This window comes from Providencia sp. TYF-12 (genome assembly GCF_041344805.1).
Taxonomy (GTDB): Bacteria; Pseudomonadota; Gammaproteobacteria; order Enterobacterales; family Enterobacteriaceae; genus Providencia; species Providencia huashanensis.
This window is the reverse complement of record NZ_CP166833.1, coordinates 2,211,572-2,238,563: the sequence shown is the minus strand read 5'-3', so window position 1 is coordinate 2,238,563 and position 26,992 is coordinate 2,211,572. Positions and strand designations below refer to the sequence as shown.

Sequence of the window (26,992 nt, the reverse complement as noted above, 5' to 3'; positions counted from 1 at the left end):
TACTGATATTTCAAGTATTTTAGAAGGAAAGTGTTATGACATCGCAACCAGCCAGCCAACCCTCGGCGCGGCCCTTGGGTAAAGAAGATTATAAAACATTAGGTTTATCCTCTTTAGGGGGTACGCTTGAGTTTTATGATTTTGTTATTTTCGTTTTTTACGCAAAAATTATTTCTCAGCTATTTTTTCCTGGGGATAACGAATTCCTTGCGTTAATGGCTACTTTAGGGTTGTTTGCTGCTGGTTACCTAGCTCGCCCACTTGGTGGGATTATTATGGCCCATTTTGGGGATAAAATTGGTCGTAAGAAAATGTTCACCTTAAGTATTTTCTTAATGGCATTCCCTACCTTTGTAATCGGTTTCCTGCCAACCTTTGAAACAATTGGTGCAGCAGCACCGTTATTACTATTATTGATGCGCATTATGCAAGGTGCTGCCATTGGTGGGGAAATGCCTGGGGCTTGGGTGTTTATTGCCGAACATACCCCTAAACAACGTTATGGCTTAGGGGTTGGGACATTAACGTCAGGTATTACAGGTGGTATTTTACTTGGTTCTATCGTGGCCATTATTATTGAGCGTTCTTATACCACTACTGAAGTCCACGACTTTGCATGGCGTATACCGTTTATTCTCGGGGGTATTTTTGGCTTTATCTCCGTGTATTTGCGCCGTTTTTTACAAGAAACCCCCATATTTAAAGAGCTAGCCGCGAAAAAAGCATTATCTCAAGAGTTACCCGTCAAAACGGTCATTAAATCACACAAACAAGCTTGTATGATTACCGCCGCGCTAACTTGGTCCTTATCAACAGCGATTGTTGTCACTATTTTGATGACCCCAGATGTCGTTTTAAAAGGGATCTACAATATTGACCGCAATATTGCATTGCAAGCCAACTGTGCTGCGACATTGACCTTAACTTTAGGCTGTATTTTCTGGGGATGGTTAGGCGATAAAACAGGGACTCGGACATCCATGACATTGTCTTGGGGTGGTTTAGCTGTTACCGCGATTTATTTCTATTCATCGTTATCTTCAGATATTTCAGCAACTAGCTTAATTTTTAACTATGGCTTAATGGGCTTCTTTGTAGGTGCGATTGCAACAACGCCTATTATCAGCACGCGTGCATTCCCACCTGAAATCCGTTATTCAGGGCTGTCATTTGCTTACAATGTTGCTTATGCAATTTTTGGTGGTTTGACCCCAATTCTGACGGGGGCATGGTTACAACAGTCCCATATGGCACCTGCATACTATGTTGCTGGTGTATCGCTATTAGCTGTAGCGGTCGCATTTTTACCTCTTTCATGGAAAGGCTGGACGGCAAACAACCAAGATAATGAAAGCCATTCAACAGTTTTAAATACGAGTACGACACCGTAATTAAATCGTTAACTTTCAAACGGTCTGATGTACGTATCTTGGCGTCAGACCGTTTCTATTTATTGCATCTTACTATATATCTAGACCAATAGTTTGATCTAGTTTAACACCCTGTATCAAACCTGCATTAACGCTACTCGATTCTAAATGATTACTACTTGATGAACCATCTTCCTTAAAAGCGCTTATATATGAAGCCATGATTTGTTCGCATTCTTTAGATTCTTCAGCTGTCATTGCCCCTATCTCGGGATAGTTAAATTTATTTCTTACAATCAACTCTTTAATATTTTTTTCTGTTTTTGCTATTTGTTGTTTAAGGTCTCTTTTTTTTCCAGATAACGATAGGATTTTATCCATTAGCTCATCATTCTTAGCTCCACTCGATATATATTTTAATATTACCATTTTCACTATTATATCTATCTCTACTTTTTTAAAATCATCATTCAACATTTTATATTTGAAAAGCTCATCCCCGAAGTAGTCAACACCGCTATAGCTGCCCTCCTCCTCAAGTTTTACAATATCCTTTTTTTCTGCTAGTAACGTGTTAATTAGCCAAACTTCTTTATCATTAAGATTCTGTTCAGTATTTAATATTTCCAATGTTAAAGATTTAATTTCTGGGAATTGCACTGCTGCCTTACTATGATATTCACTCATATTTTTCACCCTATCATCATAATATTTTTGGGTGTCAACTTTAAAATCAAAGGGGTTTGATACTATTTCATTTGGGAAGTGATGGTCACTATCACTGCAGCAGAGTTGCTTTTGGGTTATCATAATAACATCATTTATATAATGCTTTATATTATAGGTGTTCTCTACGAATTGTACTTTATTTTTATAGCTATACTTAATATCTTCCAAATAGCTTGCCATTCTTGGAGCGTATATATCCTTCTTTGTAGGTATATTAGCGAAATTTTTTATAGTTTCGTTTATATATTCCTCAAAGTGCATAGGTGTTTTTGATATGATTTTTATAAAACCGTTCATATTCTCCTTATTAGACTGAGGCATTTTTTGTATAACATCTGTAATTTTTTCTATATAGCCATTGTATGTTTTGATATATTCTTCTATTAATGCTTCACTTTTTTTCTCTAGCTTTAGTTGAAGAGCATCTAGTTTATATTTTATATCAATTCGTCTATTTATCTTTCTATGTAACAGTTCAAGATCAATTGTTTTTTTATACTGGTTCACTGTTTTTTTTAACTGTTCTGTTCTAATTTTAACTAAATTCATATATTCTCCCTATAGATAAATAATTAAATGGTCCCTAATTTAATTTGACATTAATTTTAGGGACCATTTTGTTAATACTAACTACAGCGTTGCAATAGGTAATTCAAGTGCATAATGAATATATTTAAATCCACTATCTTGATTTACAGAGATGACTTCATCTTGCAAAAGGCTATTTGATGCAGAAACCAAAGCATCGCTTTGTACAGAGGTTTCAATATCTAATAAATTAACCTTACCAAGCATAGCCAATATTTCTTGTGCTTCAGAACCTATTATTTCCACTTCAGGAGTATTAACTTTATAATTCTCGGTATGGTTAGACTCCACATTTTTATTTACTTGTGTTGATACATTTAAATTTTGAACCTGAGAGAATATTCCTTTCACTTCTGAAGTAAGCATTTCTACCTCTTCTGTGCCGGAAACTTGTGCTGCAAAAGTTTTAGTGTCATAAATGATATCTGATAAAATTGAATTATTGTATAAAACCATTGATTAATTCCTTTTAATATATACAGTTATTAAATTTCTAGACTCTTTTCAAAGAGTGAGCAAACGTTATTATTTTTATATTAATTAAACTAATTTTTAATTAATATAAAACAAATTAATTCATTTACAGATCAAACTTGTAAGTTTTATTAGATTGATTTTTAATGTTTTTTTGGGATTTTGTTGTTTTTGGAGAATGTCCTAAAATTGTTCTATGCTTAACAATTAATCACTATATGCAGCAAAGCAAACATAAATTGACACTTATTCATATTTCCTCCATTTTTCTTTGTACCTATCACGTTAAACTATTAATATGCCTAACTAACTCTTTTCAGTTAGTTTTTTGCTCTAAAAACTCACTGAGCTTCCTTTTTTGTATTGAGCGACCAACCCAAAATGAATAAACAAAATCGCCGTAAGACATTGACTCGTTCTACTATTTTCGTTGCTATCCTTGTTGCAGCCGGAGCCTCTTGGTATTTTTATCAACAATCACAACAATCTGAAGCGCCTAATGCTAGTAACGTGGCAAAACCTAATTCACAACGCAGCGCCATGGGACGTCCACCTAGGGTACTCGCCCCTGTCCAATTTGCACTGGCAGAGCAAAAAGAGGTACCACGTTTTCTATCGGGGCTCGGTACAGTTCAAGCCGCTAATGTTGTCACCGTCACTAGCCGCGTTGAAGGCCAACTGATGCAGCTTTATTTTACTGAAGGTCAACATGTCAATGCCGGTGATTTACTGGCTCAAATAGACCCTCGTCCATTTGAAGTTCAGCTTTCACAGGCGCAAGGACAACTTGCTAAAAACAAAGCAACGTTAGCCAATGCACAGCTAGATTTGACTCGCTATCAAAAACTTGCTGGCAGTAACGTTATTTCACAACAAGAATTAGACAACCAAAAAGCGGCCGTTTTGCAAGCTCAAGGGAGTATTAAAGTCGATCAAGCCGCGGTGGATAATGCAAAATTACAATTAGCTTACAGTAAAATCACAGCGCCAATTTCTGGACGAGTTGGCCTAAAACTTGTTGATGTCGGTAATTTTATTCCCTCAGGAACTTCAACTCCGATTGTTGTGATCACTCAAACGCAACCCGCTGATGTGCTATTCGCTTTACCAGAAGGGGATATTCCTGCTATCCAACAAGCTCAATCTTCAGGTCAAAAAGTTTTAATCGAAGCTTGGGATAGAAATAATATTGCCCTGATCGCTAGTGGTGAATTATTAAGTACCGATAACCAAATTGATGCCGCCACCGGAACATTAAAAATTAAAGCCCGCTTCACGAATGAAGATGAAACATTATTTCCTAATCAATTTGTTAATATAAAAATGCAAGTCGAAACCTTGCAAGATGCCGTGGTCATCCCAACTGCCGCACTACAAATGGGTAACGATGGCCATTATGTCTGGGTTTTAAGTGACGATAATAAAGTCAGTAAACACGCTGTCACTGTTGGGATGCAAGATAGCCAGCAAGTGGTTATCGAAAGTGGGCTAGCCGCAAATACCAAAGTGATTACGGATGGTGTTGATAAACTGACTGATGGCACCACCGTAGAAGTCGTTAACCCTGAGAGCATTGCAAAAAAAGCCCAAACGCCTCGTAAAGATAAACCAAATAGCGCGGAGAAAGCGTAATGCAGCCTGAAATGCCAAAAGGCGGTGGTCCTTCTCGCTTATTTATTTTACGCCCTGTCGCCACGACATTATTCATGGTGGCTATTTTACTCGCAGGGATCATTGGCTATCGTTTTTTACCTGTTTCGGCGCTTCCAGAAGTCGATTACCCAACAATTCAAGTCGTTACACTCTACCCAGGCGCCAGCCCAGACGTGATGACCTCTGCGGTCACCGCCCCTCTGGAAACTCAGTTTGGCCAGATGTCAGGCTTAAAACAGATGTCATCGCAAAGTTCAGGCGGTGCATCGGTAATCACGTTAATGTTCCAACTCACCTTACCTTTAGAGGTTGCGGAGCAAGAAGTTCAAGCCGCGATAAACTCAGCGAGTAGCCTATTACCTTCTGATCTGCCTTATCCACCAATTTATAATAAGGTTAACCCAGCTGATCCACCGGTTTTAACCTTAGCGGTTACCTCTGATGCGATGCCGTTAACACAAGTTCAAGATATTATCGAAACACGTATTGCACAGAAAATTTCCCAAGTTAATGGTGTAGGTTTAGTGACACTAGCCGGTGGTCAACGCCCTGCGGTACGGGTAAATTTAAACCCACAAGCCATGGCAGCAAAAGGCTTAGATAGCGAAACTATTCGCCTAGCAATTAATAACGCGAATGTTAACTCTGCAAAAGGGAGTTTTGATGGCCCGACCCGTGCAGTCACTTTGTCTGCTAATGACCAAATGAAATCCCTTGATGATTACCGCAAACTTATTGTGGCTTTTCAAAATGGTGCTCCTGTCCGACTTGGTGATATTGCGACCATAGTACAAGGTGCTGAAAATGCCTATTTAGGTGCTTGGGCTAACAATCAACAAGCTATTGTTATTAATGTACAGCGCCAACCCGGTGCTAACGTTATTGAAACGACAGATACTATCCGTGCCTTATTGCCTGAGTTAATTGAAAGTTTACCTAAATCAGTGAATGTCGATATTCTAACGGATAGAACCAGCACTATCCGTGCCTCGGTCAGTGATGTTCAGTTTGAGTTAATGTTGGCAATCGCCCTTGTTGTAATGGTAATTTACCTGTTTTTGCGCAATGGGATAGCCACATTGATCCCAGGAATTGCGGTGCCACTTTCCTTAGTTGGTACTTTCGCAGTGATGTATTTCTGCGGTTTCTCTGTCAATAACCTCACGTTGATGGCCCTGACTATTGCGACAGGGTTTGTCGTCGATGATGCAATTGTGGTAATCGAAAATATTTCCCGTTACCTTGAACAAGGGGATAAACCCTTAGTGGCGGCATTAAAAGGCGCAGGGGAAATCGGTTTTACCATTATCTCCCTCACCTTTTCATTAGTGGCTGTGCTAATTCCATTATTATTTATGGGGGATATTGTTGGTCGACTATTCCGCGAATTTGCTATTACCCTTGCCGTCGCAATTTTAATTTCTGCGGTGGTTTCTCTGACTTTAACACCGATGATGTGTGCTCGCTTATTAAAACCTGAATCGCAACATAAACATAACCGTTTTGAATTAGCCTGTGAGCGTTTTTTTGACCGTATGGTGGCCGGTTATGCGATTTGGCTAAAACGTATTCTAAATCACCAATGGTTAACCCTGTCAGTTGCTGTGGGCACCATGGTATTGACCGTATTGCTTTATATGTGGATACCGAAAGGTTTTTTCCCATTGCAAGACAGTGGAATTATCCAAGGTTCAATTGAAAGCCGCCAATCTATCTCGTTTGCGGCAATGGCACAAAAACAACAAGAGGTCGTCTCTAAACTATTAGCCGACCCTGCCGTTGATAATGTCACCACCTATGTCGGCGTCGATGGCACCAATGCAACGCTTAATAATGCACGTATTCAGATTACGTTAAAACCACTAGATGACCGAGCAGATCGTGTCGTGGCAATTATTGACCGATTGCAACAATCAGCAGACAAAATTTCTGGCATCAATTTATATTTACAACCCATGCAAGACTTGACCATTGATACACAAGTGGCACGTACTCAATATCAATTTACCTTGCAAGCCGGTTCTTTAGATGAATTAGCAACTTGGGTGCCTCAGCTATTAACCGCGTTAGAGCAACAACCTGAGTTAGCCGATGTCAGTAGCGATTGGCAAAATAAAGGGTTAGTCGCTTATGTTAATGTTAATCGCGATACTGCCAGCCGTTTTGGTATCACTATGTCTGCAATTGACAATGCCTTATATAATGCATTTGGCCAACGCATGATCTCGACCATTTATACCCAATCTAATCAATATCGCGTCATTTTAGAGCATGATACCCAAACCCGTCAGGGGATGGATGCACTAAACGATGTTCGGTTAAAAGGGACTGATGGCGCGATGGTCCCATTAAGCACACTAGTCAATATTCAAGAAGGTACTGGCCCATTAGCGATTAATCACCTAGACCAGTTCCCTGCGGTTACCTTCTCATTTAACGTTGCCGAGGGTGCATCCCTTGAAGCCGCTGTTAATGCTGTCAAATACGCCGAATCGCAGATTGCCATGCCTAAATCCATTACCACACAATTCCAAGGCGCTACATTGGCTTTTGAAGCTGCATTAAGTAGTACTATTTGGTTAATTGCCGCAGCTATTATTGCGATGTATATCGTGTTAGGGATTTTGTATGAAAGCTTTATTCACCCCATTACCATTTTATCTACACTACCAACCGCTGGTGTTGGTGCACTACTCGCACTGATGATGGCGGGAAAAGACCTCGATGTCATTGCCGTTATTGGTATTATCTTATTGATTGGTATTGTTAAAAAGAATGCCATCATGATGATTGACTTTGCCCTTGCGGCAGAACGTGAAAAAGGGATGTCCCCTTATGATGCGATTTACCAAGCTTGTTTACTGCGTTTTCGCCCAATATTAATGACCACAATGGCTGCCTTGTTAGGTGCACTGCCATTAATGCTGAGCACGGGTGTCGGAGCGGAATTACGTCAGCCTTTAGGGATCAGTATGGTTGGTGGGCTTATCATGAGCCAAATTTTAACCCTATTTACTACCCCTGTGATTTATTTATTGTTTGACCGTCTTTCTCATTATTTTAAGCGACGCCGTCAAACCAATAAGGCGCAGGTGTCATAATGAAGCGCTTTTTTGCCCTGTTTGTCAGTCGCCCTGTCGCGACCACACTTATCAGCGTCGCCATAACCTTATGTGGCGCTTTAAGTTTTCTATTTTTACCTGTTTCCCCGTTACCCCAAGTAGATTACCCCGTGATAAACGTGACAGCGTCACTTCCTGGGGCTTCACCAGAAACAATGGCATCCTCCGTGGCTACTCCCCTTGAACGCTCTTTGGGGAGTATTGCAGGGATCAGCGAAATGACATCCAGTAGTGCTCTAGGGCGAACAACAATCACCCTTGAGTTCAACCTAGATAAAGATATCAATAATGCAGCGCGTGAAGTACAAGCTGCTATTAATGCTGCACAAACACTACTGCCCAGCGGTATGCCAAGTCGCCCACGCTATTATAAATCCAACCCATCTGATGCTCCGATTATGATCCTAACGATGACATCAGAAACGATGAGCACTGGTGAAATTTATGATATTGCTTCAACACGCCTCGCTCAGCGTATCGCACAAATCGAAGGAGTCAGTGAAGTGTCCGTTGGGGGCGGTTCACTCCCTGCTGTTCGTGTTGAATTAAACCCAACCGCCTTATTTAACCAAGGCGTCTCTTTAGATGCCGTCCGGTCTGCGATTAGCAGCGCCAATGTTCGTCAACCTCAAGGGTATATTAATGATGATGAAAAACGCTATCAGGTACAGACGAACGATGAACTAAAAAAAGCGGCAGACTATCGCCCTATTATTGTTCACTACCGTGATGGTAATGCCGTCCAATTGAGTGATGTTGCTAACGTTAAAGATTCTATTGAAAACATTCGTGCGGCGGGTATGGCTGATGGCAAACCCGCTATTTTAATTGTTATACGCCGTGAAGCGGGTGCCAATATTATTGAGACAGTTAACCGCATACGCGCTGAATTGCCTGAATTCAATGACATGATCCCCGCCGCTATTGACTTAAAAGTCGCACAAGATAGAACGCCGACTATCCGTGCATCTTTAGCAGAAGTCGAACGCGCTTTATTGATTGCCGTTGCCTTAGTTATTTTAGTTGTTCTGCTGTTCTTACGCTCAGGTAGAGCGACTTTGATCCCTGCGATTGCCGTGCCCGTTTCGCTGATCGGGACTTTCACTGCTATGTATTTATGCGGGTTTAGCCTTAACAACTTATCATTAATGGCACTGACAGTGGCAACTGGTTTTGTGGTTGATGATGCCATTGTGGTGTTAGAAAATATCTCTCGCCATATTGAAAATGGAACTAAACCCTTTATCGCCGCAATACGAGGCGTCCACGAAGTTGGATTTACCGTTGTCTCTATGAGTATTTCTCTGGTAGCTGTTTTTATTCCGCTACTGTTAATGGACGGCTTGGTCGGCCGCTTATTCCGCGAGTTTGCAATTACACTTGCCACCGCAATTGGGATTTCACTGGTTATCTCTTTAACACTGACGCCAATGATGTGCGCTTATTTGCTGAAGAAACGCGGTAGTAATATCAAAGCAAAGCATCGGGGATTTGGTCGAGTATTACTACGCCTACAAGAAAGTTACGCAGTGGCTTTAAACTGGGTATTAAATCATCGTCGTAGTGTTCTAGCAGTATTATTCGCGACTATTGGGCTCAATGTTTACTTATATATTACCGTGCCAAAAACCTTTTTCCCTGAACAAGATACTGGCCGCATTATGGGCTTTGTCCGCGCTGACCAAAGTATTTCTTTCCAATCCATGAAAGAAAAAATGACCCGCTTCATGCAACAAGTGAAAGATGACCCCGCTACCGATAATGTCACTGGTTTTACGGGTGGCAGCCGTGTGAACAGTGGTTTTATGTATATTTCATTAAAACCCCTTAGCGAACGCACTGAAAGCTCGGCTCAAGTAATCAACCGGTTAAGATTGAAACTCGCCAATGAGCCTGGGGCTAATTTATTTATGATGCCCGTTCAAGATATCCGTGTCGGTGGTCGACAAGCCAATGCCAGTTACCAATTTACCCTTCTTGCCGATGAGCTATCTGCTTTACGCGATTGGGAGCCTGCTATCCGTAAGGCATTAGGCGATTTGCCCCAATTAACCGATGTTAACTCAGACAAAGAAGACAAAGGCGCTGAAATGGCCATTACCTATGATAGGGATTTAATGGCGCAGTTAGGTATTGATGTTCGTGAGGCCAATAGTTTACTGAATAATGCCTTTGGCCAACGTCAAATCTCTACCATTTATGAAGCAATGAACCAATATAAAGTCGTGATGGAGGTCGCTCCTGAATACACCCAAGATGTCAGTTCCCTCGACAAAATGTTTGTGATTAATAATCAGGGACAAGCGATCCCCCTTTCCTACTTTGCGCGTTGGCAACCCGCCAATGCTCCATTAAGTGTTAACCACCAAGGGCTATCCGCTTCATCGACCATTGCATTTAACGTAGCCGATGGTTATACCTTGGATGACGCAATGGTCGAAATTGAAAAAACAATGACCGCCCTTGGCGTTCCTTCAACAGTCAGGGGGAGTTTTGCGGGTACCGCACAAATATTCCAAGAAACGCTAAAATCACAATTATTCCTCATTTTAGCCGCAATTGTTACGGTGTATTTAGTCCTGGGAATTTTGTATGAGAGTTATATTCACCCACTGACCATTTTATCAACACTGCCATCAGCAGGTGTAGGTGCATTATTAGCCCTAGAATTATTTGACACCCCATTTAGTTTAATCGCCTTAATTGGCATTATGTTGTTAATCGGTATTGTGAAGAAAAATGCCATCATCATGGTCGACTTTGCTATTCAAGCACAAAGAACCGCGGGACTTACCGCTCGTGAAGCCATATTCCGTGCTAGTTTGTTACGTTTTCGCCCAATACTCATGACAACATTAGCCGCAATTTTCGGTGCACTTCCACTGATGTTAGGTAGCGGTGACGGTGCTGAATTGCGCCAACCCCTTGGTATCACAATCGTCGGAGGGCTCATTATGAGTCAGCTACTGACTTTATTTACCACCCCCGTTGTATACCTAAGTTTTGATAGTTTAAGACAATATTGGCAACGTAAAAGAACAATTCCAACGGCAGTTAGTGGAGAGTAATCATGAAAATCAGGCTTAATAGTGTAAGTACCCGACTTTTTGTGGCTATTTTTGCTACCTGCCTGTTGTTAGTGGTGATCATGCACCAAGGTGTGCGTATGAGTTTCCAACATGGCTTTATTGATTATATTAAAGAAAACGATCAACAACGCCTCGAACTCGTCTCTGCGGCACTCGCTGATCAGTATGAAGAAACGGGTAACTGGCGCTTTCTCCTTAGTGATGAAAGGACATTCTTTCGCATTTTGAGATCGGTTGAGCACCAACAGCATCGTGGACCCATGCGCCAACGTTGGCGCACCATATTTTGGGTCTATGACACGCAAGATACTCTGATCTTTGGTCGGGACACCCCCTTACCGAACAAGGTACTCCGTGAGCCTATCATCATTAATAACGGTAATACTGTTGGCTGGTTAGTGGCGAGTTATGAAGATGGCATTAGCAGTGCACTGGACCGACGGTTTGATAGTAAACAAATGTATACTAGTTGGGTTATCGCTGGCTTATCACTATTTGTCGCACTGATAGCCACTATCTTTCTTGCCCGCAGCTTTTTAAAGCCTATCAAGCGCTTGTTAGAAGGTACCAACCAACTTGCCAATGGGGATTTTACCACTCGAGTACCTGATACAGGCCGTGATGAACTCGGCCAATTAGCAAAAGATTTTAACCATCTCGCTTCGACTCTTGAAAAAAACGAGCAAATGCGCCGTGATTATATGGCGGATATTTCCCATGAATTGCGCACACCGTTATCGGTGCTTCGTGGGGAACTTGAGGCCGTACAAGATGGCGTACGCCAAGCGACACCTGAAACCATTAATTCATTACTAAATGAAACTCAAACTTTAATTAAGTTAGTCAATGACCTGCACCAACTTTCCCTATCGGACAGGGGTTCGTTAGTTTACCGCAAGCAATCAACCGATATTATCCCATTGATTGAAATGGCTATTGGGCAAGCTCGTTGGCGCTTAGAAACAAGGCAATTAACCGTTGAAAAGCAATTAAGCGAACAAGCAATTATGTTTGCAGATCCAGACCGCATAACCCAATTGTTTTATAATTTAATGGAAAATAGCCTGCGTTATACCGACCCTCAAGGAAAAATAGTCATTAAGGTGACACAAGGCCCACATCAACTTTGTATTGTTTGGCAAGATAGTGCCCCCGGCTTAACCACTGAACAATGCCAGCACTTGTTTGAGCGTTTTTATCGTGCAGAAGGCTCACGAAATCGCGCAAGTGGTGGCTCCGGTTTAGGGCTTGCCATTTGCTATAATATTGTTGAAGCCCATAATGGGGAAATTACTGCCACCCCTTCTTCATTAGGCGGTGTAAAAATAACCATTAATTTACCTATTCAATCAAAGGATAAAGGCCGTGACCATGGTGGAAAATAGCAATTTGACCGTATTGATAGTGGAAGATGAACCTAAACTTGGGCAACTCCTTTATGATTACTTACAAGCTGCTAATTACCAGCCCGCGTTACTTTCGCGTGGTGATGAAGTGCTCCCTTACGTACAACAACATCAGCCCGCGCTCATTTTATTAGACCTGATGCTACCCGGCTTAGATGGTATTTCAATTTGCCGCGAATTACGTAAATTCAGTGATATCCCTATTATTATGGTCACCGCCAAAACAGAAGAAATAGACCGTTTATTAGGGCTAGAAATTGGCGCTGACGACTATATTTGTAAACCATTTAGCCCACGCGAAGTCGTTGCTCGTGTTAAAACGATTTTACGTCGCTGCCAACCTAACATTGTTCCGCCACAACACCAAACCAAACTGATTATTGATGAAAATGCATTTCAAGTTCGTTATGGCTCCCAGTTACTTGAGTTAACTCCTGCTGAATTTAGGTTACTGAAATTTATGTCTGATAATGCGGGAACGGTTTTTTCGCGCGACCAATTACTTGATATTTTGTATGACGATCACCGTGTTGTTACTGACCGTACTATCGATAGCCATGTAAAAAACTTACGCCGCAAATTAGAATCTCTTGATAGCGAAAAAACTTTTATACGTTCAATCTATGGTCTTGGTTATCGGTGGGATGAATACTAACCAATAGACATACTATTTTTGTGGGATATTTGGATTTTGACTGAAATAGAGTTAAAATCGCCATCCCTTAAAAACACTATCTCTCCCGAGTTAGTGCTGACTTGACATCAGATAGAGAATAACCATGTTTACACCAGAGCTTTTATCCCCTGCCGGTTCATTGAAGAACATGCGCTATGCCTTTGCTTATGGCGCAGATGCAGTATATGCAGGACAACCTCGTTATAGCTTACGCGTACGTAACAACGAGTTTAATCACGAAAACTTAGCCAAAGGTATCCAAGAAGCTCATGACCTTGGTAAGAAGTTTTATGTGGTCGTTAATATCGCCCCACATAATGCTAAATTAAAAACCTTTATTCGTGATTTAACCCCAGTCATTGAAATGGGCCCCGATGCGTTAATTATGTCAGACCCGGGTCTTATCATGATGGTACGCGAAGCCTTCCCTGCAATGGATATTCATTTATCCGTACAGGCCAATGCGGTTAACTGGGCATCGGTGAAATTTTGGCAACAAATGGGCTTAACACGCGTTATTTTATCCCGTGAATTATCACTCGAAGAAATTGCAGAAATCCGCCAGCAAGTCCCTGAAATCGAGCTTGAGGTTTTTGTCCACGGTGCATTATGCATGGCTTATTCTGGTCGTTGTTTGTTGTCTGGTTATATTAATAAGCGTGACCCAAATCAAGGCACATGCACTAATGCTTGCCGCTGGGAATATAAAGTTCAAGAAGGCAAAGAAGACGATGTCGGTAACATTGTTCATATCCATGAGCCGATCCCTGTCCAGAATGTCGCACCAACGCTGGGTGCTGGCGCACCAACCGATAAAGTCTTCATGATTGAAGAAGCTAAGCGCCCTGGGGAGTACATGACTGCCTTTGAGGATGAGCATGGTACTTATATCATGAACTCTAAAGACTTACGGGCGATTGAGCATGTTGAAAACCTCACTAAAATGGGTGTTCACTCGCTTAAAATTGAAGGTAGGACTAAGTCATTCTATTATTGTGCTCGAACAGCACAAGTTTATCGCCGTGCGATAGATGATGCTGTTGCCGGTAAACCTTTTGACCCGACTTTGCTCTCCACTTTAGAAGGGTTAGCACATCGCGGTTACACCGAAGGGTTCTTACGTCGCCATACTCATGACGCCTATCAAACCTACGAATATGGCTATTCCGTCTCCGACACCCAACAGTTTGTGGGTGAATTTACCGGTAAACGTGTTAATGGGTTAGCAGAAGTCGACGTTAAAAATAAATTTAGTGTCGGTGATAGCCTAGAAATAATGACACCTGCTGGCAATATTGTCTTTACCTTAGAAGCACTAACAAACCGCAAAGGTGACGCTGTTGAAGTCGCTCCGGGTAATGGTCATATTGTTTATCTACCAATTCCTGAAGATATCGACGTCAATTTTGGTTTATTGATCCGCAACCTTGCTGGTGCGACAACGCGAGACCCACATCAAACTCAGTCAGAAAACCACCTTGCGGGTTAGTTAGATAAAGATAGGTTTACTAAAGTATCCTATAATATACAAGCTAAGAATTTGAAGGTTATTTATTCAAATTCTTAGCTTTTTTTGCTAATAATACCGTTGTTCATTTCACTTTACATGCTCTTCTCATTTGATAATCATTCTCGTCATTGACATTTTCATTAAAAAGTGCACCTAATATCCAATTTTATGCAACAGATCACATCAATTGGCTATTCAATATCGTATAGTCACTCTCGAAAACGAAGAACTAGAAAGTCATAAAATAAGACTAGGAACCACCTCCTTGGCTGGCTCAATCTCCCTTGAGCTAGCCATTTCTTTTTTGTTATTTTTTCTCTTTCTCCTATAATGCTCTTGCTCTCTCTTTTTCTGTAACAAAATAAGCAAAACTCTTTTATACTTATTTTAAATATTAGCCGCATGGATAAATATTTATGAGTAAATATCAATCAGCTATGCTTATTCTTAATGGTAAACAATCTAATAACCCCGAATTACGCAAAGCAATTGCTCACCTACGCGAAGAAGGCCATCAAATACAAGTGCGTATTCCGTGGGAAAAAACTGACACTCGCCAGTTTATCGCCCAAGGGATAGAAAACGGTGTTGACACCATTATCGCGGCTGGAGGTGATGGCACCATTAATGCGGTTGCAAGCACGTTGATGCAATTCTCCTCAGAGACACGCCCTACTTTGGGTATACTCCCCATGGGGACGGCAAATGACTTTGCCACCAGCGCAAATATTCCTTTAGATGTTGAGGCCGCATTAGCACTTGCGATAAAAGGCAGGTCGGTCGCCATTGATATCATACGGGTTAATGAAAAGTATTATTTTCTTAACATGGCAACAGGCGGTTTTGGTACGCGGATCACCACAGAAACTCCCGAAGCGCTAAAATCTGCATTAGGCGGTGCGGCTTATGTCATTAATGGCCTATTTCGCCCTGACACTCTAAAAACAGATATTTGCCATATTGAAGGCAACAACTTTAGCTGGGAAGGCGAAACTTTAGTTATCGCTATTGGTAATGGCAAACAAGCAGGTGGAGGGCAACAACTTACCCCTCAAGCATTAATTAACGATGGTGCCCTTAATTTATTGATTATCCCTGCCAGAGACGTGATCCCCGCATTTTTCACCAATTTATTTTCAACCGATAAGAATGAGCATCTTATTGAAAAGAAACTATCATGGATTAAAATTTCCTCTCCCCATGACATGATACTAAACTTAGACGGTGAACCCCTTTCAGGGGATACATTTACGTTTAAAGTACAAGCTGGTGCAATACAATGCCGATTACCGCCGCAATGTAACTTATTAGCTTAATACAATGAATTAGCCCTTGAAGAAGGGCTTAGCAATCACCACCATGCATGGAAATGGTGTACAGGGCCGATCCCTGTTCCAACTTCCAAACTATCCGCTTTTTCTAACGCGGCCTGCAAATAGGCCTTTGCTTCTGTGACAGTCGTCTGCCAATCTGCATAACGAGGTCGTAATGCAGCTAATGCGGCGGACAATGTACACCCAGTACCATGGGTATTTTTCGTGTTAACACGAACAGAAGTAAACCGCCACTCACCTTCTGGGGTAATCAACCAGTCAGGGCTTTCTGCATCGCTTAAATGCCCGCCTTTCATTAATACCGCTTGGCAACCTTTTTGAAGTAACTTATAACCTTGAGCTAGCATTTGGCTTTCATTTTGCGCTATTTTTTCATCGAGCAATACAGCCGCTTCTGGCAAATTTGGTGTGATGAGTGAAACTAACGGAATTAACTGTTGCCTCAGTGAGTCAACCGCATCAGGTAGCAGTAATGGATCGCCACTTTTGGCTACCATTACAGTATCCAAAACAACATATGGAATATTATACTGTTTCAGAGCCTCAGCCACTACGGTGATGTTACGTTGATTAAACAACATACCAATCTTAGCGCTATCGATCCGGACATCACTAAGTACAGACTCTAACTGCGCTGCAACAAACTCAGCAGGCAAATCCTGTACTGATTGGACGCCTTTCGTATTCTGAGCCACTAATGCCGTCATCACACTGGTACCGTAGGCCTCTAATGCTGAGAAGGTTTTTAAATCGGCTTGAATACCTGCCCCACCAGATGGGTCTGTCCCAGCGATGGTTAATGCGTTGATCCTCATGAGTGCCCTCCTTTTTATGTGAAAGCGTATGAATGCAACAATCACATTCACGCTAGAAATCTATTAGCCGTTATCAGTTACTGGAAATGTGCTTAAAACCAGACAATAAATTGCCATGATTGTCTCATATCATTTAACAAATACCAGCAATTAGTGTGTGAAATTGAATGACTTAGATTTTAAAAAGGTATATCTCACATAAAAAGGATTAATTCATCTTATAAATATACGTTAGGTAAATAAATATTCCTAACACCACGGCGCTGAAGTTGCTGGGCAAAATCGTCTACTTGCACTTTGGTTGCTGACGGCCAATTAGCCGCTTCATTTTTTACACCATGTTGCTGAAATGCATTAATTTTTACCCGTGTATCCGTAGGAAGCCTAGTTAAAAAATTCGCTAATTCATCAATATGATGTAAATAATCTGTTTGCTGCGGAATAAATAATAGGCGCAATTCATACAATTTATTCGCTTCAGCCAGCAATTGAATACTTTGAAATACCCGTTGGTTATCTCTACCCGTTAACCGCAATGCACATTCATCACTCCATGCTTTCAGGTCTATCATTACACCATCCGTATATTCGATGACTTTGCGCCAGCCTGTAGAAGCAAGATGCCCATTACTGTCAATAAAGCAGGTTAAATGATTCAGTTCAGGTGAGTTTTTAATGGTTTTAAACAAATCAATAATAAAAGGCAACTGAGTGGTCGCCTCCCCGCCACTGACCGTGACCCCATTGAGGAAGGCAACATTTCTCGATAGGCTATTTATAGCATCATGAACACTAAGAACCGTGGTCATTGGGCTCGCGTTTTTACTGCAAGTCTGCAAACACGTATCGCAAAGCTGGCAAGCTACGTTATCCCAAACGACTTGACCACCAATGAGTGATAAAGCACCGTGGGGGCAAGTTACAACGCAGTCCCCACAGTGATCACAAATAGCCATGGTATAGGGGTTATGGCAGTTTAAGCACCGTAAATTACACCCTTGCAAAAATATGACTTGCCGATTACCGGGGCCATCCACGCAAGAAAAAGGAATAACCTTATTCAGTATAGCGCATCGATTGCTCATGGCTAATCACTCGTTGCTGACGGGCGGTAATATTACAATTCTTAGTCGCTTCTTCCCCTAACCACGTTGTATTACTTCTAGAGCCTTCCGTTTTATACTTTTCAATATCAGATAAACGCACCATGTACCCGGTGACACGGACTAAATCATTACTTGCTACGTTTGCGGTAAATTCACGCATTCCGCAGCTAAATGCCCCTTTGCATAGTTGTAATAGTGCTTGTGGATTTTGTTTGATAGTTTCATCGATAGTCAAAATATCGCTGATGCCAGATAAATAGTATTTGTGATGAGGTGCCACCGTTTGGATATGTGAAACTGGGTCTGGCTCTTCCCCATATGGAATACGCGCCCCAGGTGTGGTTCCAGTATCAGAGCTAATCCCTGATTGCGCATGCAGCATTGCTCGGTTTTTATAACCATATTTTACGGGGGTCGTTTCAACGAAATCCGCCAGTTGCTCACTAATTTGATAAGCTAGCGGTAATGCAGGGGAATCTGGTGCGTAATGCCCTTGAATTCCGTCTTTTTCCATCAAAATATTAACGGCTTCTGCTAATCCATAAATCCCAAACATCGGGGTAAAACGCTGCGGCTCAATTAACCCTTCATGCACAAGAAAACTGGTTTGGAAGAAATTAGATCCTTCAAATAAAAATGCACTACGCGTTTCGATTAACTCCATTTGCAATTCACAGTACTTTTTCAACTGGACAGTTAAAAAATCTGCCGCATTTTGGCTACGTAATGCAACTTCCCGTAAATTTAGCCGTACTAAAGTGCTACCACCACCCGCTATCGGTAGTGAGTTATAACAACTGACAATACCATAACCTAGGCCATCAAATGCCGCACTATGAATAATATCATTCGCAATATGTGGCTTACTACATTCACAAATATTTTCAATTACTTGAAAGAAAAGTGGTTCAGGGGTGCGCTGCGGGTGGTACACAAATGTTAAGTTCGGTGCAACTTGTTTTAACTCTGCGTCAATACGTAGAATCAAACGACAAATTAGGTTGTCATCTGGGCCAATATTCGCATGCATAAACGCATCCGGCAAAGTCCGGTCTAGCTGTATCCAAAATCGTTTTAATTTTGGATACAGCTGTTCCTCAGTAAGCTCGCCAACATAAGGCATCAATAGTTGGTCTAAATACCCAAGAAATACAGGGAAATTTGTTACCGATGGGACGTGATGATACACAATCATCAAGTGGTTTAATGCATCATCAAAATCCGCAGCAGGAGGAAGCTCTAAATAATCGGAACCTTGCTTAAGGTACTTAGCGTAATCAGGTAATACATAGCGAGGTTTATACGGCGCATTCCCTTCATACATATCGCAAATCACACCATTTTCTAATGCATCAGCTAAGGCTTGGCTGGTTGCTAGGTAAGGAATATGGCTATCCGCTTCTATCGCTAAAAAATTCGATTTTTGTTTAGGTGATAATATTTTATCCGTCGTAATCGCCAAACATTTGGCTTGATATTCAGTAAGTTGTTTCTGGCGCTTCATCATAGTGATGGTCCTCATTATTTAAGGCGCTGATGGTTTTCCCTGCTACGTTCCAGAAATGATTACCACTAAAATGGTTAAAAATTACTATTTTATGAGACTCATCATCTGAAAAATCAAAGGAAAATCAGCCCTATCATCATTCACCTATTTGGCAGTTTATATTTCCTATTTATAACTTCCATTTCATCCCATTGCGCCTACTGATTATTTGACATTCATCATGCTTTTTTGATTTGTTTACATCGTTTTTTCTATAAATGTCTACGCCATCTACATTATTAGCTGTATTCACTTATTTTCTTGAGATTACAAGTTGTTACTCACTCGCATTACGGGTGTCTCCTGCATTTTTTATCCCGTTTTCTACCACTTCTATCACTTGATACTTCGTCAATAGAATATCTATACTTAGTATTGATGCGTTTTTTAGGAAAATTGGACTCTTGGAATGGTTGTTTTATAAGCTAGAATTATACTTAATGTTAAATACCTATGGTTTTGGACCTTCAAAATTAAACCGTTTTGATATGGCTATTGAGTTATTCCCCTTAACAAGGCAATAAATACTATGATATTGCGTATATCTTAATTAAAATAATTAGGCTCAAAATTATTATAATAATGCTAGTTTTATGATTATTAGCGAGCTAATTGTCATTATTATATTTGCGATACAAAACTGGATTTACAATGAGAGTTTATAAAAATATACAATTTATGGTAAGCGCATCATTCGTTATAGGCGCTGCAATCAGCATACCATCGCCCGCGATTGCCGACGGTCAATCAACAAACTTATGGAACAAGTTTACCAACAACGTGAGTAACACATGGGACTCCGATAAATATGAACTCTATGTTCCTGCTGTCACGTGGCATAACCGTGCAATGTATGACAAAAAGAAAACAGACGAATACAACGAAAGGCCTTGGGGGTTTGGTCTGGGTAAGTATCGTTATGATGAGGATAATGATTGGCATGCTCTCTACGCAATGGCATTCAAAGATTCACATAATGACTGGGAACCGATTGCTGGATATGCATTTCAAAAAATGTGGGTTCCTGGAGACATAGATGGTTTTCGCATGGGGGCTGGTTTTACCTTGAGTGTCACTGCGCGTCGGGACATGTTTTATATTCCCATCCCAGCGCCACTTCCCTTAGTGTCAGTGGAATATGACAAGCTCTCACTGCAAGCTACTTATATCCCAGGGACCTATAATAACGGGAACGTCTTATTTGCTTGGTTACGTTGGCAATGGTAATTAACCCTTTTTAGTGACCTGATGAGATACCATAAAAAATGGCCGGAGATTTTTATCTGCCGGCCATTTATATATAAATCAATTAACTAAGCTTGCTCTGTTTGTTGTTTTTTAGCAAGCCCCTGCTTTTTAGCCCCAGAGAATTGGTAACCGACCCATAGAACGGCTATCCACAACGGAATAATTAATACCGAAATACGTAAGCCATCCATCGTCAAAATAATCCCTAGAATCAACAGCAAAAAGGCTAGGCACAGGTAATTACCAAATGGATACCAAATACTTTTGAACTTCGTTTCAATGCCCTGTTTATTCATTGCAGCTCTAAACTTCAAGTTTGACACACAAATCATAATCCAGTTAAGAACCAATGTGGTTACCACCAGAGACATCAATAATTCAAAAGCCTTACCTTCCATCAGAAAGTTAATTAAGATCCCACCTGAAGTTGCAATACCAGAAACAAGTAGAGCCATAACAGGGACACCACCCTTATTCACTTTTGAAAGGAATTTTGGCGCATTGTTTTGCTGCGCTAAGCCATACAACATACGGCTAGTCGCATATGCTCCACTGTTATACACGGAGAGTGCAGCTATTAAAATAACGACATTCAACGAGTTTGCGACCAGTAAATCACCTAACTCGTGGAAAATTAACACAAATGGGCTAGTCTTTCCGTCAAGGTCAACCCAAGGGTATAACGCTAACAACACCGCTAATGACCCAATATAGAAAATCAATATACGGTAAACCACTTGATTGATCGCTTTGGGTATACTTTTATCTGGGTTTTCTGCTTCAGCAGCCGTAATACCCACCAATTCCAAGCCACCAAACGAAAACATGATAATTGCAAGAGCCATAATTAGCCCATTAAAGCCATTCGCGAAGAAACCACCGTACTCCCACAAGTTACTGACTTTCGCCTGTGGCCCACCATGACCGCTTAATAATAAATAACAACCAAAGATGATCATGGCAATAACAGCAATAACTTTAATTAACGCAAACCAGAACTCTGTTTCACCATAAGAACGCACATTCACTAAATTGATGGCATTTACTGCGATAAAAAATACCGCGGCTGACACCCAAATAGGTAATTCAGGCCACCAATGTTGCATATATTTCCCTGCGGCAGTCAGTTCAGTCATCCCAACGAGGATAAACATCACCCAATAATTCCACCCAGACAGAAAGCCTGCAAAACCGCCCCAATATTTAAATGCGAAATGACTAAATGAACCTGCCACAGGCTCCTGAACTATCATTTCGCCCAACTGACGCATAATGAGAAAAGCAATAAACCCACATAATGCATAACCAAGTAAAACAGATGGCCCTGCCATTTGAATTGTTGTTGCAATCCCGAGGAATAACCCTGTACCAACAGCGCCCCCCAAAGCAATCAACTGGATATGCCTATTTTTTAATCCCCGCTTTAGCGTCTGTTGCTGTTGCGCCATAACTTTACCCTTTCGTCCTATTACTTGCTTTTTATCGTCCAAAATTATGATAATCGTACAAGTTTATTTGAATTTTCTTATTAACACTACATTCTTCTGGCTCTGTTTCACATTAATACAGCCCATCAGGAGGTGTTATTAGTTGTTTTTATTTTTCATCGTATTACATAACGATACTGGCAGAAAATTATCCCGACTCAATATCAAGTATTGTGCATTAAAAAGCAAATTCAAAATGGTAACAAGTCAGTTACACCGCAAATACCAAAAATAAAGTTTTCTCCCCCTTGATCGCAAAGGCTGTCCATCGCTAAAAGATAGAGAAAAAGGCAACTTAAGATGACGATAATAGCAATAAATATTTTACGACCAAACACCTAACATTCCTTCAAATATCAATGATGATTTTATTTTTCAAATGATTACAATGGTAAGGCGCGGTCGCTTTATCATTGACTGTGCTAATTACATTAGCTGCAATACATTCGCAGAATGAATACTACTCTAATTTGCGGTCACAAATTTGAGGAAAATAAGCAATTAACCTGTTTTTACAAAAATCTTGCTCATTTTAAGTACTATTGCCCGTTAACTTATTCTGATTGTGCTTTTTTTGCCCAAAAAATGAGAAATACCGCACAAGCAGCCTTTGTCATGGTGAAATGAAGTTGTGTATACTTCTGCTACCGTAAAACTAGAAATAATATAAGATGCCACAAGATAACCACTTAGCTCTTGTTTATGCTTTGAGTAAATGGATAGAAGAACACTTAGGACGCGTGATCCACTTAGAAGAACTCGCGGCTTACTCTGGCTATTCACTTTGGCATATGCAAAAAATTTTCAAAGAAGTCACCGGGATTTCACTAGGTAAATACATACGCCAACGCCGCCTTGCTGGTGCGGTTAACTTACTACGTAACAGCAACCAATCAATCTTCGATATCGCTTTGGATTTCGGTTTTGGTTCACAATCCCATTTTACGTACATGTTCCGTAAAGAGTATGGCATTACGCCGTTTGATTTCAGGCAAAATGAACAAATTCAGCTTGATGTCAAACAACCGTTGCACTTAACTGGTGATTATGAGTGAGTATGTTTTTATCGCATTAATTAAAAGCTTATTACTATTTTTAGTTTTAATGCCATAAAACATTGTCATTTCAATCGGTTTTCTGAACAGTCACATTGTCTTGTGTTCTGTTCGCCAGTATCTTCTTGCGGTCTTATACTCTTTATCACACCTGTTACATCGAGTTAGGTAATTTACATTCTAAATAATTGGAGTAAGGTACTGGGAGAAAAGTACTAATTTTAGGAGGCATTGGATGTCAATCAAACTGGTCGCCATTGATTTAGATGGCACGTTACTTAATTCCCAGCACCAAATATCTCCCGCAGTAAAAGACGCTATCAAGCAAGCACAACAAAAGGGTGTTCATATTGTCTTAGCATCAGGCCGCCCTTTCTCTGGCATATTCCCATACTTAAAAGAATTAGGTTTAAATAGCTCTGACAATTATTGTATTAGTAATAATGGTAGTGTTATCCATCAAGCAAATGATGGCAGCCACCTCATTGAAAACCTGCTAGATTTTGATGACTTCCAATATTTTGAAGAGCTGGCTAGAAATATCGGCGTTCACATGCATGCCCTCGCAGATAACTGTATGTTTACCACAAACCGTCATATTAGCCATTACACGGTTGCCGATGCTTATTTAACCAACACACCGCTGATATATAGCCCTGTTAATGAGATGGATAACTCGCTCGCTTTTACCAAGTTTATGATCATCGACCACCCAGAAAAACTGGAAGTCGGCATTAGCTATATCCCTGAGAATGTGTTTGATAGTTATTCATTAATCCGAACCAGCCCTTACTTTCTTGAAATATCGACAAAAACCTCAAGTAAAGGTGCCGCCTTACAATGTATTTGCGAAAAATTAGGAATCACACCCGACAAAGTGATGAGTATTGGCGATCAAAATAATGATATCCAAATGCTACAATATGCAAGTGTTTCAGTTGCGATGGCTAATGCTTTAGAGCCTATCCAGAAAATGGTAAAATTTGTCACAAATACAAATGATGAAGACGGTGTTGCTATCGCTATTAATAAGTTTATTAATGTCTAACTAGCTTAGAATTCATTGGCTTTACCAGCGCTCGCACGTCGCAAGCGCTGCGGTCTACTGCTCCTATACGCGCTTTTGTCGAGTCGCCCAAAAACAGACAATCGAACCAACTGTGACCATAAAAACACCCTGCCAAAAACTGAATGTCAATGCAGTACTCAATAATACTGAAGCGAAAGCTGTTGAAATAACAGGAGTAAAGTAAGAAAGTGTTCCTAAAAATGCCACATTGCCTTTAATCACAGCCAGTGTCCACAAGGCATTAGCTCCCCCTGTTGCAATAGCGGCAACGACTAAAAGCGAAATACTTTGGCTAGTAATAATAAATGGTGTTGGTGAGCTAAAAAAATAAAGCACCCATAAGCCGATTGAGGTCAAAATAAAAAATAGCACCATGCCATTATTGCCCCCCGAAATGCGCTTAGTCACATTACTATAAAAAGACCAAATAATCGCCCCGCTAAAGGCTAAAAAGTAACAAAGGGGGTTACTTTGAATATTTGCAAGAACAGCATTAATTGAAAGCGGTTGGTCCCCTGAAATAACCCAAACAAGCCCCATACAGGCTAAAATTAGCCCAATCGCTAATAATAGAGTGAAACGTTGCCGATTAAAAAAAACTGCGAGAGCAATTGTAAAACTTGGCCATAAATAATTCACCATACCCAGCTCAATCGCTTGTTGTCGACTGTTTGCTAACCCCAACGCTAAAACAAAACAAAGCTCATAGCATACAAATAGTATCGTTCCCCAAAATAAGTAGCGTTTAGGGTACTGCTTTATTTTTGGTACCCCCATTACAAGAACTAACACGATTGAGCCAATCGTATAAACGAGTGCAACACCACCAACAGGACCAAAGTTTTCACTTACACTGCGGATCAGCCCAACCATCGTACTCCATAATAAGATAGAAATGACCCCGTAAAACGTTGCAGCATACTGATTTAACTTCATAATATTCCCAGCTATTTAGTTCTAAAAATGTTTTATACCAAAAATGGTGGCGCTTAATATTTTAAAAAACCTTATAGCTCAAAGAATTATAATGCAAGATCTTTTACTGGTATTACGTTCTAATCGTATATAAAAAAATTCTTAGGTTTCTCACCTAAGAATTTCATAATGAAGCTTTAACCACTAACGCGAAGATTCTTTTTCAACCCATTTATCAACCTGTTCTTTTTCCCAAATTCCTTCTTCAAATTGTTTTTTCAACTCAGGGTGCTGATTAATGTCAAAAGTGGGTATTTTCCCCGCCGCTAATTGCTGCTTATAATCTTTTGCTAATTTAAATGCGATACCCGATAACAAAAGAATAGCGATCAAATTTGTGATTGCCATCAGCCCCATTGACAAATCGGCTAATTTCCAAATAAATGGCATTTCTGCAAGAGCACCAAACATCACCATCCCCAATGCCGCCAAACGGAAAATAAACAAACCAGCCGTATGGTTATTCTCTAGAAAAATCATGTTACTTTCTGCATAAGCATAATTTGCAATTATCGAAGTAAAGGCGAAAAAGAAGATAGCAATCGCGATAAATGTGCTTCCCCAACTCCCGACTGCTGAAGATAGCGCTAACTGTGTCAATTCGATGCCATTAATTTTTTCGACACCACCATCGAGAACCCCTGAAGAAAGGATAATAATCGCAGTCGCGCTGCAAATCACTATCGTATCCATGAAAACACCGAGCATCTGTACATAGCCCTGCGAAGCAGGATGAGGGGGATAAGGTGACGCCGATGCAGCTGCATTTGGTGCTGACCCCATCCCTGCCTCATTCGAAAATAACCCACGTTGAATACCTTGAGTCATAGCCTGAGCAACACCATACCCAATCGCCCCACCAGCCGCCTCTTGTAGACCAAATGCATTTCTAATAATCAACATAAATACTTCAGGTAACCGCTCTATGTGGTGCCCCACAACCCAAAATGCCAATAATAAATAAGCTGTAGCCATAACAGGAACAACTAATTCAGCGACCTTAGCAATAGATTTTAACCCACCAAAAATAATAACGCCGCTTAATAAAACTAAACCAATTCCGACATAAACAGGATTAAAATCGAAAGCAACAGCCGTTGCTTGTGCAATAGAATTGGCTTGGACTGCATTAAAAACTAAACCAAATGCAATAATGAGGAAAATTGAAAACAATACCCCCATCCAACGCTGATTTAGCCCTTTTTGCATGTAATAAGAAGGCCCCCCACGGTAATTACCTTGGTCATCTTTAGTTTTATATAGTTGAGCTAAAGTACATTCAACAAATGAAGTTGCCATCCCCAGCAATGCGACAACCCACATCCAAAAAATAGCACCTGGTCCACCAGCGGTTAGCGCGATTGCTACTCCAGTTAAATTGCCCGTTCCGACTCTGGCTGCTAGGCTGGTACACAATGCTTGAAATGATGAAATACCTGCACTATCCGTCTGTTTACTATTTTTTAACACCCCAAACATATGCCTAAAATGCCTAATTTGGATAAAACCTGAGCGAATAGTAAAGTACAACCCTGCTCCCAACAGTAAATAAATGAGTAAATAACCCCAAATAAAATTAGTTAATGTGTTTATATGTTCTATCAAATCGCTCTCCTTTTTATTAAATTAACTAATAAAGAATTAGCTGCTAATTAGCACGCATCTACTCTTTATAATTATTAAAGAATAGAAAACAAAAAATAAAATAAAATATTTCTTTTTGTTTTTTGAAATTATATT

General features: G+C 40.6%; 20 protein-coding genes. 11 read left to right on the top strand and 9 right to left on the bottom strand.

Annotated features, from left to right (window positions below; genetic code table 11):
• Positions 1-35: 35 nt before the first annotated feature.
• Positions 36-1,391 carry an MFS transporter gene (locus ABE954_RS10075; protein WP_166686890.1) on the top strand — a complete coding sequence of 452 codons (1,356 nt, stop codon included), beginning with the start codon at positions 36-38 and terminating at the stop codon, positions 1,389-1,391.
• Positions 1,392-1,463: 72 nt separating this feature from the next.
• On the opposite strand, the gene ABE954_RS10070 is transcribed toward ABE954_RS10075, so the two are convergent.
• Both ABE954_RS10070 and ABE954_RS10065 read right to left on the bottom strand, forming a co-directional pair.
• Entirely contained in the window at positions 1,464-2,648 is a 1,185-nt protein-coding gene (locus ABE954_RS10070) for a hypothetical protein (protein WP_371025884.1), read from the bottom strand.
• 81 nt (positions 2,649-2,729) lie between these two features.
• Complete coding sequence (locus ABE954_RS10065; RefSeq protein WP_129465988.1) at positions 2,730-3,143, bottom strand: hypothetical protein; 414 nt, start codon at positions 3,141-3,143, stop codon at positions 2,730-2,732.
• A 399-nt stretch (positions 3,144-3,542) separates the two neighbouring features.
• On the opposite strand from ABE954_RS10065, the gene ABE954_RS10060 reads away from it, so the two are divergent.
• The 7 genes from ABE954_RS10060 to yegS all read left to right on the top strand — a co-directional run bounded on the left by ABE954_RS10060 (position 3,543) and on the right by yegS (position 15,933).
• On the top strand, positions 3,543-4,793 hold the full coding sequence (locus ABE954_RS10060) for an MdtA/MuxA family multidrug efflux RND transporter periplasmic adaptor subunit (RefSeq protein WP_371025883.1): 1,251 nt from the start codon (positions 3,543-3,545) through the stop codon (positions 4,791-4,793).
• The gene (locus tag ABE954_RS10055) at positions 4,793-7,915 is read left to right on the top strand and encodes an MdtB/MuxB family multidrug efflux RND transporter permease subunit (RefSeq protein WP_129465989.1); all 3,123 of its coding nucleotides are present in this window, start codon (positions 4,793-4,795) and stop codon (positions 7,913-7,915) included. The genes ABE954_RS10060 and ABE954_RS10055 overlap by 1 nt, the downstream gene beginning before the upstream one ends.
• Positions 7,915-11,004 (top strand): multidrug efflux RND transporter permease subunit MdtC, encoded by a 3,090-nt coding sequence (gene mdtC / locus ABE954_RS10050; protein WP_048607365.1) that lies wholly within the window; start codon positions 7,915-7,917, stop codon positions 11,002-11,004. Before ABE954_RS10055 ends, mdtC begins: the two co-directional genes overlap by 1 nt.
• A gap of 2 nt (positions 11,005-11,006) precedes the next feature.
• Positions 11,007-12,410 (top strand): two-component system sensor histidine kinase BaeS, encoded by a 1,404-nt coding sequence (gene baeS / locus ABE954_RS10045; RefSeq protein ID WP_042843523.1) that lies wholly within the window; start codon positions 11,007-11,009, stop codon positions 12,408-12,410.
• Positions 12,397-13,086, top strand: a complete 690-nt coding sequence (gene baeR, locus ABE954_RS10040; RefSeq protein ID WP_042843521.1) for a two-component system response regulator BaeR — start codon at positions 12,397-12,399, stop codon at positions 13,084-13,086. The genes baeS and baeR overlap by 14 nt, the downstream gene beginning before the upstream one ends.
• A gap of 124 nt (positions 13,087-13,210) precedes the next feature.
• Positions 13,211-14,596: a tRNA 5-hydroxyuridine modification protein YegQ gene (gene yegQ / locus ABE954_RS10035; protein ID WP_042843520.1), complete on the top strand. Its 1,386-nt coding sequence runs from the start codon at positions 13,211-13,213 to the stop codon at positions 14,594-14,596.
• 437 nt (positions 14,597-15,033) lie between these two features.
• Positions 15,034-15,933 carry a lipid kinase YegS gene (gene yegS / locus ABE954_RS10030; RefSeq protein WP_210789936.1) on the top strand — a complete coding sequence of 300 codons (900 nt, stop codon included), beginning with the start codon at positions 15,034-15,036 and terminating at the stop codon, positions 15,931-15,933.
• Positions 15,934-15,968: 35 nt separating this feature from the next.
• Here yegS and thiD read toward each other — a convergent pair whose 3' ends face one another.
• From thiD to ABE954_RS10015, 3 genes are all read right to left on the bottom strand, one after another.
• A complete protein-coding gene (gene thiD, locus ABE954_RS10025; RefSeq protein ID WP_071548152.1) occupies positions 15,969-16,766 on the bottom strand; it encodes a bifunctional hydroxymethylpyrimidine kinase/phosphomethylpyrimidine kinase in 798 nt (265 codons plus the stop codon).
• Between the two features lie 218 nt (positions 16,767-16,984).
• Positions 16,985-17,851, bottom strand: a complete 867-nt coding sequence (locus ABE954_RS10020) for a YjjW family glycine radical enzyme activase (protein ID WP_048607367.1) — start codon at positions 17,849-17,851, stop codon at positions 16,985-16,987.
• Positions 17,823-19,379: a YjjI family glycine radical enzyme gene (locus ABE954_RS10015; protein ID WP_226693351.1), complete on the bottom strand. Its 1,557-nt coding sequence runs from the start codon at positions 19,377-19,379 to the stop codon at positions 17,823-17,825. Before ABE954_RS10015 ends, ABE954_RS10020 begins: the two co-directional genes overlap by 29 nt.
• Positions 19,380-20,069: 690 nt before the next feature.
• Between ABE954_RS10015 and pagP the strand changes: the two genes are divergently transcribed.
• Positions 20,070-20,645 (top strand): lipid IV(A) palmitoyltransferase PagP, encoded by a 576-nt coding sequence (gene pagP / locus ABE954_RS10010; protein ID WP_042843516.1) that lies wholly within the window; start codon positions 20,070-20,072, stop codon positions 20,643-20,645.
• A gap of 86 nt (positions 20,646-20,731) precedes the next feature.
• On the opposite strand, the gene ABE954_RS10005 is transcribed toward pagP, so the two are convergent.
• Together ABE954_RS10005 and mgrB are read right to left on the bottom strand one after the other, a co-directional pair.
• Entirely contained in the window at positions 20,732-22,114 is a 1,383-nt protein-coding gene (locus tag ABE954_RS10005) for an amino acid permease (RefSeq protein ID WP_042843515.1), read from the bottom strand.
• Positions 22,115-22,344: 230 nt separating this feature from the next.
• Positions 22,345-22,476: a PhoP/PhoQ regulator MgrB gene (gene mgrB, locus ABE954_RS10000; RefSeq protein WP_370661207.1), complete on the bottom strand. Its 132-nt coding sequence runs from the start codon at positions 22,474-22,476 to the stop codon at positions 22,345-22,347.
• Positions 22,477-22,824: 348 nt separating this feature from the next.
• On the opposite strand from mgrB, the gene ABE954_RS09995 reads away from it, so the two are divergent.
• Together ABE954_RS09995 and yidA are read left to right on the top strand one after the other, a co-directional pair.
• On the top strand, positions 22,825-23,208 hold the full coding sequence (locus ABE954_RS09995; RefSeq protein WP_042843512.1) for a helix-turn-helix domain-containing protein: 384 nt from the start codon (positions 22,825-22,827) through the stop codon (positions 23,206-23,208).
• A 235-nt stretch (positions 23,209-23,443) separates the two neighbouring features.
• On the top strand, positions 23,444-24,256 hold the full coding sequence (gene yidA / locus ABE954_RS09990; RefSeq protein WP_166686898.1) for a sugar-phosphatase: 813 nt from the start codon (positions 23,444-23,446) through the stop codon (positions 24,254-24,256).
• 63 nt (positions 24,257-24,319) lie between these two features.
• Here the strand turns inward: yidA and yddG are convergent, their stop codons facing one another.
• Positions 24,320-25,213 carry an aromatic amino acid DMT transporter YddG gene (yddG, locus tag ABE954_RS09985; RefSeq protein WP_129465996.1) on the bottom strand — a complete coding sequence of 298 codons (894 nt, stop codon included), beginning with the start codon at positions 25,211-25,213 and terminating at the stop codon, positions 24,320-24,322.
• Positions 25,214-25,396: 183 nt separating this feature from the next.
• Entirely contained in the window at positions 25,397-26,857 is a 1,461-nt protein-coding gene (locus ABE954_RS09980; RefSeq protein WP_042843507.1) for a sodium:alanine symporter family protein, read from the bottom strand.
• Positions 26,858-26,992 lie beyond the last annotated feature (135 nt).

Coding starts and splice junctions, on each gene's coding strand:
- ABE954_RS10075 (WP_166686890.1), top strand. CDS start 36: ATGACATCGCAACCAGCCAGCCAACCCTCGGCGCGGCCCTTGGGTAAA.
- ABE954_RS10070 (WP_371025884.1), bottom strand. CDS start 2,648: ATGAATTTAGTTAAAATTAGAACAGAACAGTTAAAAAAAACAGTGAAC.
- ABE954_RS10065 (WP_129465988.1), bottom strand. CDS start 3,143: ATGGTTTTATACAATAATTCAATTTTATCAGATATCATTTATGACACT.
- ABE954_RS10060 (WP_371025883.1), top strand. CDS start 3,543: ATGAATAAACAAAATCGCCGTAAGACATTGACTCGTTCTACTATTTTC.
- ABE954_RS10055 (WP_129465989.1), top strand. CDS start 4,793: ATGCAGCCTGAAATGCCAAAAGGCGGTGGTCCTTCTCGCTTATTTATT.
- mdtC (WP_048607365.1), top strand. CDS start 7,915: ATGAAGCGCTTTTTTGCCCTGTTTGTCAGTCGCCCTGTCGCGACCACA.
- baeS (WP_042843523.1), top strand. CDS start 11,007: ATGAAAATCAGGCTTAATAGTGTAAGTACCCGACTTTTTGTGGCTATT.
- baeR (WP_042843521.1), top strand. CDS start 12,397: ATGGTGGAAAATAGCAATTTGACCGTATTGATAGTGGAAGATGAACCT.
- yegQ (WP_042843520.1), top strand. CDS start 13,211: ATGTTTACACCAGAGCTTTTATCCCCTGCCGGTTCATTGAAGAACATG.
- yegS (WP_210789936.1), top strand. CDS start 15,034: ATGAGTAAATATCAATCAGCTATGCTTATTCTTAATGGTAAACAATCT.
- thiD (WP_071548152.1), bottom strand. CDS start 16,766: ATGAGGATCAACGCATTAACCATCGCTGGGACAGACCCATCTGGTGGG.
- ABE954_RS10020 (WP_048607367.1), bottom strand. CDS start 17,851: ATGAGCAATCGATGCGCTATACTGAATAAGGTTATTCCTTTTTCTTGC.
- ABE954_RS10015 (WP_226693351.1), bottom strand. CDS start 19,379: ATGATGAAGCGCCAGAAACAACTTACTGAATATCAAGCCAAATGTTTG.
- pagP (WP_042843516.1), top strand. CDS start 20,070: ATGAGAGTTTATAAAAATATACAATTTATGGTAAGCGCATCATTCGTT.
- ABE954_RS10005 (WP_042843515.1), bottom strand. CDS start 22,114: ATGGCGCAACAGCAACAGACGCTAAAGCGGGGATTAAAAAATAGGCAT.
- ABE954_RS09995 (WP_042843512.1), top strand. CDS start 22,825: ATGCCACAAGATAACCACTTAGCTCTTGTTTATGCTTTGAGTAAATGG.
- yidA (WP_166686898.1), top strand. CDS start 23,444: ATGTCAATCAAACTGGTCGCCATTGATTTAGATGGCACGTTACTTAAT.
- yddG (WP_129465996.1), bottom strand. CDS start 25,213: ATGAAGTTAAATCAGTATGCTGCAACGTTTTACGGGGTCATTTCTATC.